This is a genomic window from Alteromonas abrolhosensis, from assembly GCF_001953635.1.
Classification (GTDB): Bacteria; Pseudomonadota; Gammaproteobacteria; order Enterobacterales; family Alteromonadaceae; genus Alteromonas; species Alteromonas abrolhosensis.
This window is the reverse complement of sequence record NZ_MEJH01000003.1, coordinates 31,603-49,822: the sequence shown is the minus strand read 5'-3', so window position 1 is coordinate 49,822 and position 18,220 is coordinate 31,603. Positions and strand designations below refer to the sequence as shown.

Annotated in this window: 17 protein-coding genes; 9 read left to right on the top strand and 8 right to left on the bottom strand. The window is 45.9% G+C overall.

The features are described 5' to 3' along the window. Positions 1-143 precede the first annotated feature (143 nt). The 7 genes from BGK61_RS02355 to BGK61_RS02325 all read left to right on the top strand — a co-directional run bounded on the left by BGK61_RS02355 (position 144) and on the right by BGK61_RS02325 (position 6,519). The gene (locus BGK61_RS02355) at positions 144-536 is read left to right on the top strand and encodes a CidA/LrgA family protein (protein ID WP_240498939.1); all 393 of its coding nucleotides are present in this window, start codon (positions 144-146) and stop codon (positions 534-536) included. After that, positions 533-1,243: an LrgB family protein gene (locus BGK61_RS02350; RefSeq protein ID WP_076012094.1), complete on the top strand. Its 711-nt coding sequence runs from the start codon at positions 533-535 to the stop codon at positions 1,241-1,243. Before BGK61_RS02355 ends, BGK61_RS02350 begins: the two co-directional genes overlap by 4 nt. A 279-nt stretch (positions 1,244-1,522) precedes the next feature. Next, positions 1,523-2,518 carry a response regulator gene (locus BGK61_RS02345; RefSeq protein ID WP_076012093.1) on the top strand — a complete coding sequence of 332 codons (996 nt, stop codon included), beginning with the start codon at positions 1,523-1,525 and terminating at the stop codon, positions 2,516-2,518. Continuing rightward, a complete protein-coding gene (locus BGK61_RS02340; protein WP_076012092.1) occupies positions 2,518-3,030 on the top strand; it encodes a PAS domain-containing protein in 513 nt (170 codons plus the stop codon). Before BGK61_RS02345 ends, BGK61_RS02340 begins: the two co-directional genes overlap by 1 nt. A 111-nt stretch (positions 3,031-3,141) precedes the next feature. Beyond that, positions 3,142-4,917, top strand: coding sequence for an Lcl C-terminal domain-containing protein (locus BGK61_RS02335; RefSeq protein ID WP_076026002.1), 1,776 nt, complete (start codon positions 3,142-3,144; stop codon positions 4,915-4,917). Between the two features lie 2 nt (positions 4,918-4,919). After that, on the top strand, positions 4,920-5,456 hold the full coding sequence (locus BGK61_RS02330; protein WP_076012914.1) for an Lcl C-terminal domain-containing protein: 537 nt from the start codon (positions 4,920-4,922) through the stop codon (positions 5,454-5,456). A 268-nt stretch (positions 5,457-5,724) separates the two neighbouring features. After that, complete coding sequence (locus BGK61_RS02325) at positions 5,725-6,519, top strand: YggN family protein (RefSeq protein WP_076012915.1); 795 nt, start codon at positions 5,725-5,727, stop codon at positions 6,517-6,519. A 111-nt stretch (positions 6,520-6,630) separates the two neighbouring features. Here BGK61_RS02325 and hemW read toward each other — a convergent pair whose 3' ends face one another. The 5 genes from hemW to BGK61_RS02300 form a co-directional block, all read right to left on the bottom strand. Further along, positions 6,631-7,770: a radical SAM family heme chaperone HemW gene (hemW, locus tag BGK61_RS02320; RefSeq protein WP_014997504.1), complete on the bottom strand. Its 1,140-nt coding sequence runs from the start codon at positions 7,768-7,770 to the stop codon at positions 6,631-6,633. Further along, a complete protein-coding gene (locus tag BGK61_RS02315) occupies positions 7,763-8,365 on the bottom strand; it encodes an XTP/dITP diphosphatase (protein ID WP_014948475.1) in 603 nt (200 codons plus the stop codon). Before BGK61_RS02315 ends, hemW begins: the two co-directional genes overlap by 8 nt. 210 nt (positions 8,366-8,575) lie before the next feature. Next, positions 8,576-9,802 (bottom strand): ATP-dependent RNA helicase SrmB, encoded by a 1,227-nt coding sequence (gene srmB, locus BGK61_RS02310; RefSeq protein ID WP_076026001.1) that lies wholly within the window; start codon positions 9,800-9,802, stop codon positions 8,576-8,578. Between the two features lie 239 nt (positions 9,803-10,041). Then, complete coding sequence (locus tag BGK61_RS02305; protein WP_076011858.1) at positions 10,042-11,076, bottom strand: WD40 repeat domain-containing protein; 1,035 nt, start codon at positions 11,074-11,076, stop codon at positions 10,042-10,044. Between the two features lie 10 nt (positions 11,077-11,086). Further along, positions 11,087-12,268, bottom strand: coding sequence for a tRNA nucleotidyltransferase/poly(A) polymerase-related protein (locus BGK61_RS02300; protein WP_076011857.1), 1,182 nt, complete (start codon positions 12,266-12,268; stop codon positions 11,087-11,089). 219 nt (positions 12,269-12,487) lie between these two features. Between BGK61_RS02300 and BGK61_RS02295 the strand changes: the two genes are divergently transcribed. Both BGK61_RS02295 and BGK61_RS02290 read left to right on the top strand, forming a co-directional pair. Next, positions 12,488-13,399, top strand: coding sequence for an ExeA family protein (locus BGK61_RS02295; protein WP_014997508.1), 912 nt, complete (start codon positions 12,488-12,490; stop codon positions 13,397-13,399). Then, the gene (locus tag BGK61_RS02290; protein ID WP_076011856.1) at positions 13,392-14,627 is read left to right on the top strand and encodes a general secretion pathway protein GspB; all 1,236 of its coding nucleotides are present in this window, start codon (positions 13,392-13,394) and stop codon (positions 14,625-14,627) included. Before BGK61_RS02295 ends, BGK61_RS02290 begins: the two co-directional genes overlap by 8 nt. 117 nt (positions 14,628-14,744) lie before the next feature. Here the strand turns inward: BGK61_RS02290 and BGK61_RS02285 are convergent, their stop codons facing one another. From BGK61_RS02285 to leuC, 3 genes are all read right to left on the bottom strand, one after another. Beyond that, positions 14,745-15,941, bottom strand: a complete 1,197-nt coding sequence (locus BGK61_RS02285; protein WP_076011855.1) for a cyclic di-GMP phosphodiesterase — start codon at positions 15,939-15,941, stop codon at positions 14,745-14,747. A gap of 260 nt (positions 15,942-16,201) precedes the next feature. Continuing rightward, positions 16,202-16,807: a 3-isopropylmalate dehydratase small subunit gene (leuD, locus tag BGK61_RS02280; RefSeq protein WP_076011854.1), complete on the bottom strand. Its 606-nt coding sequence runs from the start codon at positions 16,805-16,807 to the stop codon at positions 16,202-16,204. 3 nt (positions 16,808-16,810) lie between these two features. Next, the gene (gene leuC, locus BGK61_RS02275; protein ID WP_061094370.1) at positions 16,811-18,211 is read right to left on the bottom strand and encodes a 3-isopropylmalate dehydratase large subunit; all 1,401 of its coding nucleotides are present in this window, start codon (positions 18,209-18,211) and stop codon (positions 16,811-16,813) included. Positions 18,212-18,220: the final 9 nt, after the last annotated feature.

The following is an 18,220-nucleotide window of genomic DNA, read 5'->3' as shown; positions in this document are numbered from 1 at the left end:
TATACGACCATGGTACTGCTGGTGGTCGAACACGCTAATCGTTACACTCTCAGAATAAATTTTAGGAATAAGTGCTAGGACATGTTGAGCTTTGGCCAAGAGCATTGACCATCATGCCCTAATAAGGAGCGATAGTGCGAGATGTGAGAAACACGATAGTGGGCGCAATTTTAGTGTTTGCTGCTTATTATCTTGGGCTTTTTATCGTAAACGTGAGTGAACTTCCTATTCCCGGTCCATTAATGGGCCTTTTCTTGTTACTCGCAACGCTTTTTCTTTTCCCTCAGCTTGAAGTGCACACAGCGCGGTTCGTAACTTTCCCCTTAAAGCATATGTCTTTGCTGTTTATTCCTGCCGTACTCGGTGTATCTATTTACTGGGCTGATATTCAGGCTAATGCTCTTGCCATCGCAATCGCAATTGTTGTAACGACCTCCATAAGCTTGGGGTTAACGGCGTGGTTTTCTCAACAACTATTCAACAGCAAAAGCGACACCGAGCCAAAAGCGCAGGGCAAGAATGGAGAGCCACAATGAAAGAGGCTCTACTTCACGCATTCAGCCTAGCTGGCGTATTATGGCTTAGCATTTCTGTTATTGGTTACATCATTGCGCTGTGGGTAAATAAGAAATGTAAAGGTCATCCGCTTGCCCATCCCATCGTCGTTACCGCCCTTATAGTCTCGGTGGGCCTTTATTTAACCAATACTGGTGTTACCGAGTACCAACAAGCTGCATCTTTATTGCATTGGTTACTAGGGCCCATTACCGTGGCATTAGCATTACCTATTTACCGACAATGGCAAAAGCTGAAGCATTACGGTTGGCGGTTAATGGTAAGTATTGCTTTTGGAGGCATTCTTGCACCTGTGACCGCGTGGTTAACCCTTTTTGTGCTGGATGCACCGAAGGCAATTCAAATCACCATGCTGGCTAAGTCAATCACTACACCTCTAGCTATGGAATCAAGCGCTCAAATCGGTGGAATTCCTGCGTTAGCTGCCGTTTTTGTTATTGTGACTGGAGTCGTTGGGGCTATTGTAGGTACGGGAATGTTCGCCGTGCTTAATGTCCACAATCGACAGGCACAAGGTATCGCAATGGGCACGGTTGCTCACGCTATAGGTACTGCGAAAGCTATTCAAATGGGGGAGGACGTGGCAGCAATGGCAACACTGGGACTTTGCGTAAATGGCATCTTCACCGCCTTGGCGCTACCGGTAATTTTTGGTTTATTCGTTTAAATGGTTTTATCGCCTATATGCACTTCGTTTATTAGTAGCGATGAAGGCGTACTACTAAAAACGTGCTGGCAATATTCCCCAAAAGTGCTATTTCTTAGTGAGGTGTTTCGTATCACTATATACATGGTATCTATTCAAACAAAAAGTAGTGGGTTAGCTACTAAGTCGAAGTTGAGCTAAATCGTTACTTCAGTTCACAGTAGTTGTGCCGATACAATTGAAATTGCTAGAAAATACTGGCGGTAGCTGGTTTCAAAAGCTAGGTGGTAAAAGAACTTAATGTTTTCTGTACTCGTATGTGACGACTCGTTAGTTGCGCGCAAGCAAGTGGCCAAATGCCTTCCCCAAGACTGGGAAGTGTCTGTGCACTTTGCTAAGAATGGTCAAGATGCTCTGTCAGCCCTTGCTGATGGAAAGGGCGATCTTTTACTGCTCGATCTTAATATGCCTGTTCTAGATGGGTACGGCACATTAGAAGCGATTCAGAAGCAAGGTCTTAAAACCAAAGTTATCGTTGTATCTGGCGATATTCAGCCGGAAGCCCATGAGAGGGTGACTTCTCTTGGGGCATTGGACTTTATCCGAAAGCCTGTGGACCCGCAGAAGTTGGCCGAGGTACTGGATAAATTCAATATTCTTCACGTCGAAGAGGAAGAGCCCGAAGAAGTCACACCGCTTGACCCAGACATTCGCGATTGTTATCAGGAAATTACCAACATTGCCATGGGGCAGGCGGGAGACCACCTCGCGCGTACCATGAACGTATTTGTTGAACTGCCTATTCCCAACGTGAACTTAATTGAAGTCTCTGAACTTCATATGATGCTTTCCGACATTGAAAGCCACGAGCAAGTCACTGCCGTTTGCCAAGGCTTTCTTGGGCCAGGGGTTAGTGGTGAAGCGTTGTGTATTTTAAGCGACTCAAGCTTTGATGACGTTGCAAAAATTCTGAATGTTGAAGGTGAAGTGGACGATCAGCTCCAGCTGGAGCTTCTTATGGATGCGGCGAGCATTTTGATTGGCACCTGTCTAACGGGGTTAGCGAATCAAATGGACATCAATTTTAGCCAGGGGCACCCCATTGTGCTTGGTCAGCACCGTGCTATCACTGAAATTATTAGCATGAATCAAATAAAGTGGAAGCGTACATTGGCCATTGAACTAAGTTATGGTCTTGAAGGCTACAATGTGCAGTGTGATTTGATTTTGTTATTCACAGAAGAGTCTATGAAAATGATGAATTCTAAACTCGCCCACTTGTTGGAGGATTTTTAATGAGCCAGCATTTAGACGAGCTACAAGAATTTCATTGGATGATGGACATGCTACAAACGGTAGATGTTGGCATTGTGGTTTTAGATCGAAACTTCACAGTACAAGTGTGGAATGGCTTTATGGAAAGTCACAGTGGCCTTTTGCCGAGTGAAGTGAGAGACAAAACGCTGTTCTCGCTTTTTCCATCAATAAAACAAGACTGGTTTGTTAAAAAAGCTAAGCCGGTCTTTGATTTAAAAACCCGTGCTTTCATGACATGGGAACAACGTCCTTATTTGTTCAAGTTTCCAAACTACCGGCCGATTACAGGTAGTGAATCATTCATGTACCAGAACATCACACTCTCTCCTCTTACTTCAGCAACAGGTAAGGTGGATTTTATCAGTATGATGATTTACGACATGACTGATGTAGCGGTGGGTAAAAAGCAGTTAGAAGCGTTACAAGTAACCGTTTCTGAAGCCCAAGAAGCTAGCTCACAAGCAGAGCAAGCAAAGAAAACCCTCATATAACCGCTACGTGTAACGCGTGAGAGTACATTAGCTTCCTCACGGTTCAATCTACATCAAGTTTTTACTCGCACTGGGCATAGGGTTGTAGCACAGAGTGCGATGGGAGTACGTATGCATTCAAGTTTGTCTTCAGTTTCTAGCTACCTTCCACGCACCGTGGCTCGCGGGCTAGCCATTATTGGTGGTGCTTTCATTTTAGTCGCCTGTGGTGGCGGTGGTGGTGATGGTGACTCTAGTGGTGGAGGATCAGGTAATGGCAACTTAGTCGTTAATGCGGGTCCCGATGCTACTGTCACTGAAGGTGTAACTTACTCACTGAGTGCACAAGTAAGTGGTGGCGATGGCACCTACACATACAACTGGAGTGCTTCTCCTTCACTAACAATTACGCATGAAGACACAAGTGCGTCTGCCGCGAGCTTTGTAGCACCACTGGTTAACAGCGCCACTGAATATACGCTTACCGTTTCGGTGAATGATCAAAGTGGCAATACGGCTAGCGACTTCACCGTTATTACTGTCGCGCCGATTAACATTGCCCCTGAGGCAAGCATTGATGTACCTGAGTGGGAAGGACTTCCGGCGAATACTTTTCCTGGTGGGGTTGAGATTATCTTTGATGGGACTGGAAGTAGCGATACCGACTCATCAACGTCCGATGGTGAAATTGCTGATTATGTATGGTCGCAAACTAGCGGTACCAATGTTATTACGGGCGTTGAAACTAACCTTTCCACTTTAACAATTACCACGCCTATTGCTAACGACTCGCAGGAACTCACTTTCCAGCTTGAAGTTACTGATAGCGAAGGTGCAACAGATATCGATACGGTCACCATCTCGGTGCAGTCTGAAACCGAGACCTTGCCTGTTGTTGATGCCGGATTCTCACAAGGTGTATTTAGCGGGGAAGTGGTTATTCTTGATGGTGAAGCAAGCACCAGCATTCCCAGCGCACTACCGCTTACCTACTCTTGGGAGCGTAGCAACAATGTCACGTCTAACAACGGGGCAACGACGGGTGTGGCAAGTCGCCCGGTAGACGACAATGATGCATTATCTACTTTTGCTATTGCGCCTTCCGTGTCGACGGCTACTGTAGTGGCTTATACTCTCACCGTGACCGACGCCAATGGCAACAGTGTAGAAGACACTATTAACGTTAGAATACGCCCAATGCCAACCCCGTTACTCAACGATACCGGCTTTTTACAGCAAGCAACCAATAATGCATTAACCGAAGCGCAGCAAAATGATTTCCCTGGCCAAGACGGGCAGCGGGGCGCTGATATCATCGAGCGCAACGGCTTAATTGAGAAGGCGGGGCGCGGTAAGGCTGGTTTCGACTTCACACGCCTAAATGCTAACGGTGACGAACAAGACGCCAGCGCGGATACATGGTCATGTGTAAGAGACAATGTGACTGGGTTGGTGTGGGAAGTGAAAACAGACGATGGCGCATTTCAAGATAAAGACTACACCTATTCATGGTACAGCGATGAGGTAAACGGTGGCTTCGAGGGCGATCAGACCGGCGCGAATGCCACGTGCTTATTAGCCAGTTGTAACACCTCCGCGTATGTACAGGCGGTAAATGCGCAAGGTTTGTGTGGTTTTTATGACTGGCGCTTACCGACCCACCATGAACTCTTTTCATTAATGCATTTAGGTATTGCCGATGATGTCGCTATTGATGAAGACTATTTCCCTAACACCGGCGCAGTCTCGACCGAGCCCCTATGGTATTGGACCTCAGTGCCAAGTGCTGATGGCGTAAACAGTGACGATGCGCAAAACGCATGGGCGTTGGACTTTGATTCAGGTGTGGATAACTTTTTAAATAAGTCTTCAGCGGCGCGTGTTCGCCTAGTAAGAGCAGGGAGATAGTCATGAAAAAAACAGTGCTTAGTTCGTTAAAGTTCATAGTGGCTTCTACATTCATTGCTAGTGCATCGCTTTCAGCTTTCGCCCAAGAGTGTCTGTCTGATGGACTAGAAACAACGCCCAACGATAACTTTGAAGCGGTGACTACCAGTACCTTGTTGGATACCACCACAGATTTAGTGTGGAGACGTTGTTCAGAGGGACAAACCTGGAATGGCTCTACGTGCAGCGGGGAAGCGGTGAAATATACGTGGCAGCAGGCGCTACAACTTGCGCAGCAAGCAAGCAACGAAGACCTTTTAGGATGGCGCTTACCTAACGTTAAAGAGTTGGCCACCTTGACCGAACGCGACTGTGTACGCCCGGCAATTAATAGCTCGCTTTTTCCTGCAACGCCGCCAGATGATTTTTGGACGTCTACACCTTCTGCGGACGATCCAGATAGAGCTTGGGTTGTAGCGTTTTTTAATGCTAGCCATTCAATAAAAGAAAAGGACCGATTCATTTACGTACGATTAGTGCGCACTTACACCAATGACTAGGTGTAGAAAAAGATCTACACCGCTTCGTATTAGTCTTTCGTCTACTATCTAATGCGGAGGCTTTTTATCAATAAAGCACGCACTATAATGCGTGCTTTATTGTTTTGGGCTTGAACGTCAGTTTTAAAGAAAATCGACACTTTTGTTCAGGATTATGCTGCGGTTTGAGTAGAAAGATAATCTCGACATGTTCACCCTGATTTTTAGCACGTTAGACTCATGATGGCTTTTTATTTCCCAATAAGCTAGCCACAATGTTGGTATGAAAATGATATCGAGCCTTAAGGCTGCCCTTTTTACAATTTGTTTATTCGCTGGACTTAGCACATCGGCGCAGGCTGAATATACCTGTAATATTGATTTTGCTTACGGAATTACTGTTAACAACGAGCAGATTCGCGTGATGGATAAGACCCGCACCGTGGTTCAGATCAACGATCAAAATCAACTATTCGTAGGCGGTCGCTGGCAAACTTTGAATGAACAGGAACGGCAGTGGCTAGAAGAGTATTCTTCAGGGTTACACTATGTAGTTCCAAAAATGATTATTTTGGCTACCGAAGGTGTAGATTTAGCTATTGATACCATTGAGCATGTTTACTTAGGTCTAGTGGGCAGTGACCACGACAGCTACGAGCGTTTGAACGCCGCGATGAAGCGCGTACAAAACCGCGTAAAAGATAAATTCAGGCATGCCAGTAATCACTACTTCATTGGCCCCGGATCGCTAGAAAGCGTTGATGAATTCGTTGATAGTGAAATTGAAGCGCAACTCGAGGAAGCTATTTCTACTTCAGTTGGCGGCATATTATCGGCGATCAGTGGTATCAACACTGGAAGCGGCGAGGTTAACCAAGAGAAAGTAGCGGAAATTACTCGTCAGCTTAATAATGTGGGCGAAGGGCTAGATGTGGGCGATAAGGCCACAACCTTGCGTAAAAAGGCAGAGTGGTTTTGTGAAAAGCTTAAACGATTAGACATAGCAGAAGAAAATCTTCGAGCAAATGTACCTGCTTTTGAACCTTACAATATTATTACGCTTCACGATAAAAGCGATGATTAAGTATTGATGAAGAAGGGTTGATGTAAGGTCGATTACAGACTGAGTAAAATAGAAAGCCTGCGTGAGCAGGCTTTTTCGATCTGGCTATTTGTTTCACCCAAAACGGCAAGGTTAAACGAAACACGATAGCAGAGAGTTAAGATATCTACGGCCTTTTGCGGTTACTTGCCAGTGACTATCTGAAATAGAAAGTAGCCCTTGTTGATGAGCATCAGACAGGGCGCGCTTAACGTCATCTGTTAATTCAGTACCTGTGAAATCATTAAAATCACTTATCGGGCAAGGCTCAACTAAACGAAACCTGTTCATAAAAAACTCAAACGGCAGGTCGTCTGCACTAACCCGCGTTTGCGTATCTAAATACGGTCGGCTCATTTCCATGTAGCCTCTTGGATGCTTCACTTTAACGGTACGATGAATTGTGCCGTTAGCGGCATCGGTAATCTTCCCGTGTGCACCGCATCCAATACCTAAGTAATCGCCAAAGCGCCAGTAATTAAGGTTATGGCGGCATTGGTGCCCCGCTTTGGCGTAGCCTGAAATTTCGTACTGGTGATAGCCTGCACGCTCTAAGAGGCTGTGGCCTTTTTCCTGTATTTCCCACAGGATGTCGTCGTCTGGCAGCTCTGGCGGCTTTGAATAGAAAGGCGTGTTTGGCTCGATGGTAAGCTGGTACCACGACAAGTGGTAAGGCGTGAGCTCAATGCCTTGCTTCAAATCTGCCATGGCATTCTCTACGCTTTGGTCCGGTAGGCCATGCATGAGATCTAAATTAAACGTGGGTAGCCCTGCGCTGTGTGCTTGTTTTACCGCATTTTCAGCTTGGCTTTCATTGTGAATACGGCCTAGCACTTTTAAATGCTTAGGCTGGAAACTTTGAATGCCCACCGATATTCGGTTTACGCCTGCCTGATAAAAGCCCGCAAACTTACCTGCCTCAACGGTACCTGGATTGGCTTCCATAGTTATTTCAGCAGTGTCGCTTAAGTTAACCCGCTGTTTAACGCCGTTTAAAATGTCAGCCATGGCCTCGCTTGAAAACAAACTTGGCGTGCCGCCGCCTATAAAGATTGTCTCAACAGGGCGGTCGCCAATACGTTTTGCATCAATGGCTAAATCATCCAGCAAGTGCGCCACATATTCTTTCTCGGGTAAATCAGATTTAAGCCCGTGAGAGTTAAAATCACAGTACGGACACTTTTGAACACACCAAGGAATGTGGATATAAAGGCTAAGCGGTGGATTACGCAAAAGTCGCTCTCATATTATCAAGCAAAATCGCTAGGGCGTTGCCGCGATGGCTAATACGGTTCTTTTCGGCTTTCTCCAGTTCTGCAGCTGTGCAGCCATGAGTTGGCACGTGAAATACCGGGTCGTAACCAAAACCGTCGTTGCCAGAGCGAGCGGTTAAAATTTCACCTTGCCACTTACCTTGACTAACTAATGGTACTGGGTCGTCAGCATGGCGCATAAACACTAATGTACAGAAGAAATGCGCTTTCCGCTGGGTTTCGCCATCAAGGGCTGCTAGTAGCTTATCGATATTGGTATCGTCAGTTGCATCAGCGCCAGCATAGCGGGCTGAATAAATACCGGGTGCACCGCCAAGAGCGTCAACCACTAAGCCTGAGTCGTCAGCAATAGCAGGAAGGCCTGTTACTTGTGCCGCATGACGCGCTTTAATAATGGCATTTTCCACGAATGTTGTGCCTGTTTCAGGCACATCAGATACACCTAATTCTTTTTGCGCCACAACGTCTACACCGTAATCTGCAAATAAGGATGCAAACTCACGTACCTTGCCTTGGTTACCTGTGGCTAAAACAATTTTTTCTGGGAATTTCATTGTGTACTCTTTTGAACTGACGGTGAGCTAAAGCGGAGGGCGACGGCTGCGGGCGAAACATTGCCTCCACAAACACGCGGTAAACACATCCATGTGCGCTCCGCTGCCGCATCCCTGCGGCAGAGGGTTTGTGTCGGCAATGTTCCACCTACATCCTAGCCCACCGCATTAACTCACCCGAATGTTACCTATTTACTACTTTCACACTCTTTACTTTTTCTTCTTAGACTTAGCTTTTGCCTTGGCTTTGTCTTTGGCCTTCACTTTTTTCTTTTTAGGGCCAATCTTAGGCGTTTTGTTTTTAGGGCGTAGCTCGTCAATAACGCGAGCTTTTAGTGGTTCGCCCATGTAACGCGAGGTTTTGGCCACCATGTCAAAATCGTGGGCTTCTACTAACGATATTGCCGTGCCCTTGGCGCCAGCACGGCCGGTTCTGCCAATGCGGTGCACGTAAACGTCGGCTTTGCGCGGCATGTCGAAGTTAATAACATGGCTTACGTTAGGTACGTCGATACCGCGGGCTGCAACATCCGTTGCCAGCAAGATAGGTACTTCACCACTTTTAAAACGGGCTAGCGCTGCAATACGTTTGTCTTGCGGCATTTCGCCCTGTAACCAGCACACTGGAATATCTTTCGAGGCTAAGAAGTCCTTTAGCATTTGCAGGCGTTCGCGAGTTTTCACAAACACAACCGCTGACGTCGTCGTTTCTTGCTTCAAAATATTCACTAGCAACGCTTGCTTGTGGTTCATATCGTCAGCAAGGTGATACCACTGATGAATTTTGTTCTTTTCTTTACGCGATGGGTTCGCTTCAATCACTTCAGGATTGTTAAGAATGTCATGAGCGAAGGTCTTAACGCCTTTGCCTTCAAGCGTGGCAGAGAACAATAGGTTTTGCTTGCGCCAGCGCGCTTCGGCAGCAATTTGGTTAACTACCGTTGAGAAACCCATATCCAACATGCGGTCAGCTTCATCTAGGATCAAACACTCGATATCACGGCAATCTGCTGCCTCTTTTTCGATATGCTCAAGCAAACGACCTGGCGTGGCCACAAGAATATCGAGATTCTTGCTTAAGGTTTCTTTATCGGTACCATAGTTAATACCACCGGTTATTACGCCGCACACAATTTGTGTATGCTTGGTAATAGCAAGCGCTTGTTCGTATACCTGTAACGCTAACTCGCGGGTAGGCGTTAGGATCAAAATGCGTGTAGCACCAGGCTGTCTGCGCGGATAATCAAGTAAAAACTGGCATGCAGGCAATAAGAAAGCGGCTGTTTTACCAGTACCTGTAGGAGCAGAGGCCAAGATATCTCGTCCATCCAACGCATGAGGGATAACCAGTTCTTGAATGCTAGTTGGAGTATCAAACCCCATATCGGCAGCTGCGTGACACAGTGCTTCGTCTAATTCGAGTTCTTCGAAAGTCATAGTATAAAAAATGCTCTAAATGAATGGGGCGTATTGTAGCATTGCTACACCAAAACATTGAGAAAAACTGGCGTTAAATTAGCACACCGTACGTAAATACACATTCTGACGCTAACGTGTTGGTACTGTTGGCGTTACGCTCATGCATTTGCGTTAAATCGAACTTACTCATTTTACTTTCAATTTCAGGCTGCAAGATTTCAAAGTAGTAGTCAGTTTGCAGCCCTTGCCTGAAGGAATTAAAGGGGGTTGGCTATTGTGCGGTAATCCCAGCTTTGAAGCACGCCATCAGAGGAGAGGGTAGCAACATCACCATCCTGGTTAAGTGTAATAGCGTGAGTGGTGGCTTCGCTTGAGTACCGTTTAATTTCCCATGAGGCTATCTCCTCGCCAGAGTTGGCATGCCATAGCGTCACCACTGATTTGGGTGATGTTGTCATTAGGTAGTCACCGTTTTCTAAAAATAACCCTTTTCGGAAAAAGCGGAAACGTTCCATAAATTGCAGTTCAGACACTACTTCATGGGTGGCGAGATCAATAATTTCGTGGCTATTTAGCGCATCGGAGATAAAAGCGCGTTGAGCTCTATTGTCTAGTACAGAAGCGGTAACTCGACTGCGATATTGCCTTTCTAGCAACAAGTTGTTTTTATTTAAATCCCATAAAAACCAGCGCTTATCTATCCCTCCAGAATACGCAAAGTCATCAGAAGCATAGCCGACATGAAGCACTTTCATCGTATTGTGCTGGTATTGCAATGCAGTGCCATTATCAAAATTTAGTAGTAATACGGTACCATCGGTCATGCCAACTAGTGCGCTGTCGCCACTGGGGGATAGAGAGGCTGATGACGCTGTGGCGCCGGGGTCTTTTCCACTAAAATGCCAACTTCCAACTACATTACCTGAGTTCAAGTTAATCAGTGTAGTGCTCCAATAACCCGTGAGCGCTAACCATGCCTTATCTTCGGAAAACGTAATTAGGTGCAGTGATTCTTCATCAAGTACTTCACGATGCCATTTATAGCGCTCTCGTTTTTCATCGACATCCCATACTGACACAGAGGAATCGTTAAAAATGAATGCCGCAAGACGGGCATCTTCTGAAAGCGCTGCTTTCCTTACTGGCTCTTGGGTAAAGCGAAACTCGTCTACAGGTAATACGCGTACCTTTTCAGTGCATCCAGTAAGCAAAAGAATCACTGTGCAAAGTAAACAAAAAAGTGGTGACGCTAAAAGTGAGAGAAAGCATCCGTTCGTTTTTCTTTCGATCATTGCTTTACCACTATTGATTATTAATCGAGGCAATAGCAGATAACTTTGCTTGGTTAAGCGCGTCTCTTATTTCGGGGCCTTTAACGCCGGTGGCAATGATGTCTTGCACGTTCACTTGTTTGGCGGCGGCTAATGCATTTTCGATGCGCTTTTGTTGTTCTTGCCAATCCACGCCTTTGCTATGAGCATAAGGAGCAAAAGCGCTAAGCAATAATGTAAAACGCTCCTCTCTTCTCCATGCATCACAGCCATTGAATAAGGCGAGGAGGTCGGCGGGAGAGTTCTGCATACTCAATAGAAAATCTTTAAATTTGCAGGCAAGGATGACAATTTCACTAACTTGGTTCTGCACTTTCAGTCGGCTACATAAGTGCTTCGCTTCCTCCTCACCAAGGTGAGAGAGCAGAGCAGTAAATCTTGTAATCAGCCTAGCGGTTTCTGAATTGCTGCTGTCAGGTAATGGGGTTTCTGAACCTGTGTCTTTAACAAGGCTCTCGTTTTCAGCCTTTTCTAGGTCTACCGCCGTTTTTAATGCTGCCAAAGCAGTATCTAAGTTACTTTCAAGCTCAGTAAACCAGTCATTAAGACCGTGTGCTTGGTGTAATACAGTGAAAAAAACATGCGGTGTTTTCTCTAAAAGACTACGCTTTGTTTCTTGCCATACCCGCTCAGCACTTAGCGTGCTTAACTCGCCGCTTTCGGCCATGGATTGCATAAGTGCCATGGTTTCAGTGGCGATAGTAAACCCTAAATAAGCATAGCGGGTTGCAAACCGAGCAACGCGAAATACGCGTAAAGGGTCTTCACTAAAGGCTTCAGATACATGGCGAAGTAGGCGGTTTTCTAAATCTTTTCTACCACCATAGGGGTCGATAAGGTTTCCAAGTTTATCTTGCGCTATCGCGTTAACGGTAAGGTCACGACGTAACAAATCTTCTTCCAACGTGACCGAGCTTGACGCATCGCACACAAAGCCTGTGTAACCTTTTCCTGACTTACGTTCAGTACGTGCAAGTGCGTATTCTTCCTGTGTTTTAGGGTGTAAAAAAACAGGGAAGTCTTTGCCTACTTGGGTAAAACCCTGGCTGAGCATTTCTTCTGGCGTGGCGCCCACAACGACATAGTCGCGTTCAACAACTTTTCTGTTTAACAGTGCATCACGCACTGCGCCACCAACGAGATATACTTGCATGCTCTTCCAACGATTTTTTAGTCAGTAATACTTTTTAGATTGGGAATGCATCGACTTTTGACGTGTAACGAAAATCAACCTTCCCAAGGTAACAGAGGCGCAGTATAGCAATGTTACAAATAAAATTCGTAGCCACATCGTTATGCGCTTTCACTTCAAGGTTGCGTCTGGTAGTTTAATCGTCGTTAAAAATTAAAACAGATAGGCGCTTCAGCAACCATGTATTTGAACTACTTCGGGTTAAATGACAATCCTTTTTCGATTGCGCCTAACCCCGATTATTTGTATATGAGCCCAAGGCACAAAGAGGCTTTGGCCCATTTGACCTTTGGCCTCAGAGAAAGCGGTGGTTTTGTAATGCTCACCGGAGAAGTGGGCACGGGAAAAACAACGGTATCGAGAAAACTGTTGCAGCAGCTACCAGACAATACTCAGGTAGCCATGATTTTGAATCCTACCTTATCCGCCCTTGAACTATTAGCAACGGTATGTGATGAGTTAGGCTTGGCTTATACACCTGAAAAAGCAAGCCTTAAGTACTTCACCGATTTGATTTTGTCTAAGTTAGCAGAGAATCACCAGTCAGGCATTAATACGGTACTAATGGTTGATGAAGCGCAGCATCTGTTGCCCGAAGTACTAGAACAACTTCGTTTATTGACCAACTTAGAAACGAATCGTGAAAAGCTGTTAAAGGTAGTATTGATAGGTCAGCCTGAATTACAGCAGTTGTTAAAGCGTAACGAATTACGTCAGCTGGCCCAACGCATTACCGCTCGTTATCATCTGCTGCCCTTAACTGCGCCAGAAGTCAGTGCTTACATAGCACACCGCTTAAGCGTGGCTGAAGGTGATATCAGTATTTTCAGTAAGTCTACATTGCGCGCGGTGCATCAAATTACCGGTGGGATCCCAAGGGTAATTAATTTGCTGTGCGATCGGGCGTTAACCTTATCTTTTACTAAGCAGCATGCGGTTGTGCAAAAGCCTATATTCTTGGCCGCGGCAGAGCAAATTCTAGGTGAAGATGTTGTCAGTCAGCGCGTGCAAAGCCAGCGTAAATGGTATCTCGCATCGGCGTTTGTTTTGGCCATCATATTCGGTTACGGGTTAGGGAGCTTGTATGTCTAATATCGTTGCCATTGACCATTTAAAACCCGGTATGGTGATTGTTCAAATTACCAAGCAAAATGGGCCAGTTAAAATTAGAAAGTCGGGTTTAGTGACAAGCGATGCTATGGTGCAGGGCTTGTCTGAAATGGGCGTGCAAGAGGTTGAAATAGACCCTGAGCAAACCGTAGAAATAGCGCCGGCAGTTCATCATAGAACACAGACCCAAGCTTTGCTTCGGGGCGAGCACGACACTACCGCCAAATTTGATAAATCCCTCAATGAGCAGTTTAATCGAAGCTTGTTTTTACCCACGGTAGAAGGATTACCATCGGCGTGGAAACTATATACCAAGCAAGCAGCACTTTTTGCTGTAGTTATTCTGGGAGGGGCGTGTATTGGTTTCACTGCGGCTACTGTAGAGCGTTGGTGGCCAATGTTTACGGCACAGAGTGTTGCTTCGGTAACAACACCTGAACGCCCTGATTCGCCGGTTGGTACAGTCGGGGACTCTTCAGAGTATACGCTAGATAGTGATGGAACACCGGGCACTTCAAACAATTCAAATAAGCCAGCTTCCCCTAACGCTCAACAAAGCGGACAAGACATAGGTTCAAGTACAGTTGCTAGTACTAATTCTGGTAACGTGTCGGCAGTTCAACAAGGCACGCAAGCTAACGACAGTAAACAGCCTGTTGAGAACTTAAGCGCTGTCTCTGGCACAAACTCAAGCGCAACAGACACTCAAGCTAGCTATAACAATGATGTCTCGCAGCGCTCTGATGCTGACTCAAATAATGACTCTGCACGCAACTCTTCAACGAACTCAAGACAAACCGCGTCTTCAGACGCGTACGAAGGAAAAGTACTAAATGAAGAGGCGTCTCAATCTGATGTATCGGTGTCGCCAGAGCTTATGGCGAGATTTAACGCTGCTGTTGCAGCATTAGATTCGAAAGCAGAAGATGGCGCCCCCGCTGAAGAGCAAACAAGGGTGACGGTAAAAGATGAGCTACCCCGTGTCGACCAACTGCCTGTTCGCCTATTAACACGACTTCCTACCATGAATTTTAGTGCACACATGTATGCGTCTCGTCCAGCAGATAGGTGGGTGAGAGTCAATGGACGTCAAATTGGCGAGGGCGATTGGATTGCCGATAGAGTTCAGATTGTAAACATTGAAGCGCAGCGTGTAGTACTTTCTTTCGAAGATGAACTCTTCACTATGGCTGCACTAACTGATTGGTAATCGCCATTAACGGGGTTAGCGGGCGTATAGACATAACCTAGCCACGTTAATCTAGCCATTTTAAAATACAAAAAGGCCCTTTGGTATGAAGGGCCTTTTCTATGGAGATTGTAAAACCTAAAGTGGCATCTGATTAATGAACACATCCTTAAAGAATTTTGGTAAGTTCAAACTAAATTCTTCGGGACGAACACCTGACACAATCTCATCATCGTACTGGCTTAAATCAATACGTTTAACTTCTTTAAAGTGTTGAGACGTAACGCTATAAAACGTCATAACGTGAGGACTCACGGGATCTTTAGGATTAAGCTTACTAACAATGCCTAACTTACCGCTTTTCAAGCGAACCAACGAACCTACAGGGTGTACACCGATACACTGAATAAATTGCTTCACCAATTCTTGATCTAAATTTTCTGTCGCAGTTAAGCGTTTTAGTGCCTGAGTGGGCGTAATGCTATTCTTGTGAGTTCGGTTAGATGTCATTGCGTCGTATGCATCCACAATAGCGGCGATGCGAGCAAATTCTGAAATCTCGTCGCCAACTAACCCTTTCGGATAGCCGCTTCCGTCTATACGCTCATGGTGCTCTTCAATAATGCGTAAGGATAAGTCAGAAATATCACCGCATTGCTCAACCAGATCTACACCAATCTCAACGTGGGTTTTCATTACTTCCCAATCATCGCTAGAAAATTCACCTGTATTGTTGCGAATTTCGTCAGGTAGCGAAGACATGCCAATATCCATTAAAAGTGCACCCAAACTTACTTGCTCTGTGGTGTCTCTGTCGTAGCCAAGAAACTCACAGAAAATACCGCTTAGTACACTGCAGTTAATGCTGTGTTCAAGAAGGTACTGGTCAGTATCCTTGATCATGGTGAGGCAGCTTAGTGCGTCTTTGTTATCAAATACACTTTCAATAAGGCTTTGTGATAGCGACTCCATGGGTGATAAATCTTTCACCGCACCATTTTTTAGCGACTTCAAAAAGCTGCTTTGAATGGTAAGTGCGCTGTTATAGAGATCGTTGGCTTCGTTTATTGAATCACGCCCTACAGGCTTAACAGCCGTTTTAGCGGCTTCTGGCTGTGCTTCTTTAGATGGCGGAGCCGGCTTAGGCCCTTCAGGAAGCTTTGATTTAGCAAGATCCACTTCAACGGTAAGAATACCTTTGGATTTAAGACTATCAATGATGGCTTGGGTCTTCACTATGCCTTTAGAACGCATTTTAAGTGAACCCGTTTGTTCAAGTACTTGATTGACGTACATACCTGGCTGCAAATCATCAATGGGTACCTGTTCTAGCATTATCTCTCCTGTGAGGCACAACGTTGCCATAGCCTTTAACTACAATAGGAACGAATAGTACGATATTCCAGTGAAAAAAGTGAGGGCTTTATTAATCTTTAGTATAACGTTTGAGAACTTGAGATAAATAAATTACGAAGACTTAAGAATTGTTAGATGACTTTTAAAAAACAATGTGATGGCTAAACAGAAATAAATATGAGAGTGCCGCATTCAGTGGGCACTCTCGACGATATGTTGACTTTATTAAAGATGCGTAACTACAGCCACGCAGGCTGTTTATTTTCAAAGTCTTCTATAGCACTCGTAAGTTCAAGGGTTTGACCGATAGCATCTAAGCCTTTAATCAGGTTGTTTTTGTGATGCTCAGCGATATCGAAGCTGAAGCTGGTATCGTTAAAACTTACCGTTTGCGCTGGAAGATCAACGGTAATCTTAGTTGCAGGGTCTGCCTTAACCGTAGCAAATAAAGCGTCCATTTGCTCGCTTGATAACGCCACTGGCACTAGCTGATTATTAATGCAGTTGCCGTAAAAAATATCAGCAAAGCTGGTGGCAATAACCGTTTTAAACCCAAAGTCGGCAAGGGCCCACGGCGCGTGTTCCCGGCTTGAACCACAACCAAAGTTTTCGCGAGCTAGTAACAGACTCGCACCTTTGTGCTCAGGCTTATTCAGCGCGAACGCTGGGTTTGGCTCTTTCTCTTCTAAATCCAAATAACGCCAGTCGTGAAACAAATGTTTGCCGTAGCCAGCACGTGTTACGCCAGTCAGAAACTGTTTTGGAATAATTTGGTCGGTATCGACATTGGCCTGATCAAGCGGCGCAGCAATGCCTGTGTGTTGTGTAAAACCTTGTTCAGACATAACTTACTCCTGATAATCTCTAACGTCAGCAAAGCGACCGGTAATTGCAGCAGCGGCAGCCATTGCTGGGCTTACTAAGTGAGTGCGCGCACCACGGCCTTGACGGCCTTCAAAGTTACGGTTACTGGTAGAGGCACATCTATCGCCTGCCACTAGCTTGTCGTCATTCATACCAAGGCACATAGAGCAACCTGGCAACCGCCACTCAAAGCCAGCATCGATAAAGATTTTATCTAAGCCTTCTGCTTCAGCTTGGCGTTTAACGTTACCTGACCCTGGAACGACAATCGCGGTAACTGAATCGGCGACTTTACCGCGCTTGGCGATTTGTGCCGCTGCGCGCATATCTTCAATACGACCGTTGGTACATGAGCCGATAAATACGTGGTTTACTGCAACGTCGGCAAGCTTTTCACCGGGTTTTAAACCCATATACTCTAGTGCTTTTACCGCGCTTTCTTTTTCAATCGGGTCGCTGAAATCTTCAGGAGCAGGTACCGGTGTGTTTACGCCAATAACTTGGCCTGGGTTGGTGCCCCACGTAACCTGAGGAGCGATATCCGCTGCTTCAAGTTCAACCACAGTGTCAAAGGTTGCGCCCTCTTCGGTATAAAGGGTTTTCCAATAAGCGACGGCGTCTTCCCAATCTTGACCCTTAGGTGCGTATTCGCGGCCTTCAAGGTAGGCGAAGGTTTTCTCGTCTGGTGCAACAAGGCCAGCTTTCGCACCAGCTTCAATACTCATGTTGCACACCGTCATGCGCTCTTCCATGCTTAGACCGCGGATAGCTTCACCCGCGTATTCGATGACATGGCCGGTAGCGCCGGCGTGGCCAATCTTTCCTATAATGGCAAGAATAATGTCTTTTGCGGTAATACCAACAGGAAGCTTGCCATTTACATTAATAAGCATGCTCTTAGCGCGGCTTTGTTTCAACGTTTGCGTTGCCAATACATGCTCTACCTGAGAGGTACCAATACCAAATGCCAGCGCACCAAACGCACCGTGGGTTGCAGTGTGTGAGTCACCACACACCACCGTCATGCCTGGCTGAATTAAACCTAATTCCGGGCCCATTACGTGCACAATACCTTGCTTTTGGTGTCCCACTGGAAATAGCTGAATGCCGTGTTCTTCACAGTTTTTTGCCAAGGTTTGTAGCTGAAGCGCATTTGCCGGACCACAGGCATCAATTGCCAGTGAACGGGTTGAAATGCTGTGATCCATGGTGCCAACCGTGCGATCAGGGCGTCGTACTTTACGGCCTTTTTCATTAAGGCCAGCGAATGCCTGAGGTGACGTCACTTCGTGAATTAGGTGACGGTCGATATAAATTAAGCTGTCTTCACCGATTTGGTCAATAATGTGGGCTTGCCACACTTTGTCATATAAGGTCTTGGCCATGAGGTTGTT

Coding starts and splice junctions, on each gene's coding strand:
- BGK61_RS02300 (WP_076011857.1), bottom strand. CDS start 12,268: ATGCAAGTATATCTCGTTGGTGGCGCAGTGCGTGATGCACTGTTAAAC.
- BGK61_RS02340 (WP_076012092.1), top strand. CDS start 2,518: ATGAGCCAGCATTTAGACGAGCTACAAGAATTTCATTGGATGATGGAC.
- BGK61_RS02325 (WP_076012915.1), top strand. CDS start 5,725: ATGATATCGAGCCTTAAGGCTGCCCTTTTTACAATTTGTTTATTCGCT.
- leuD (WP_076011854.1), bottom strand. CDS start 16,807: ATGTCTGAACAAGGTTTTACACAACACACAGGCATTGCTGCGCCGCTT.
- BGK61_RS02290 (WP_076011856.1), top strand. CDS start 13,392: ATGTCTAATATCGTTGCCATTGACCATTTAAAACCCGGTATGGTGATT.
- BGK61_RS02295 (WP_014997508.1), top strand. CDS start 12,488: ATGTATTTGAACTACTTCGGGTTAAATGACAATCCTTTTTCGATTGCG.
- BGK61_RS02315 (WP_014948475.1), bottom strand. CDS start 8,365: ATGAAATTCCCAGAAAAAATTGTTTTAGCCACAGGTAACCAAGGCAAG.
- BGK61_RS02330 (WP_076012914.1), top strand. CDS start 4,920: ATGAAAAAAACAGTGCTTAGTTCGTTAAAGTTCATAGTGGCTTCTACA.
- BGK61_RS02350 (WP_076012094.1), top strand. CDS start 533: ATGAAAGAGGCTCTACTTCACGCATTCAGCCTAGCTGGCGTATTATGG.
- BGK61_RS02345 (WP_076012093.1), top strand. CDS start 1,523: ATGTTTTCTGTACTCGTATGTGACGACTCGTTAGTTGCGCGCAAGCAA.
- leuC (WP_061094370.1), bottom strand. CDS start 18,211: ATGGCCAAGACCTTATATGACAAAGTGTGGCAAGCCCACATTATTGAC.
- BGK61_RS02335 (WP_076026002.1), top strand. CDS start 3,142: ATGCATTCAAGTTTGTCTTCAGTTTCTAGCTACCTTCCACGCACCGTG.
- srmB (WP_076026001.1), bottom strand. CDS start 9,802: ATGACTTTCGAAGAACTCGAATTAGACGAAGCACTGTGTCACGCAGCT.
- BGK61_RS02305 (WP_076011858.1), bottom strand. CDS start 11,076: ATGATCGAAAGAAAAACGAACGGATGCTTTCTCTCACTTTTAGCGTCA.
- BGK61_RS02285 (WP_076011855.1), bottom strand. CDS start 15,941: ATGCTAGAACAGGTACCCATTGATGATTTGCAGCCAGGTATGTACGTC.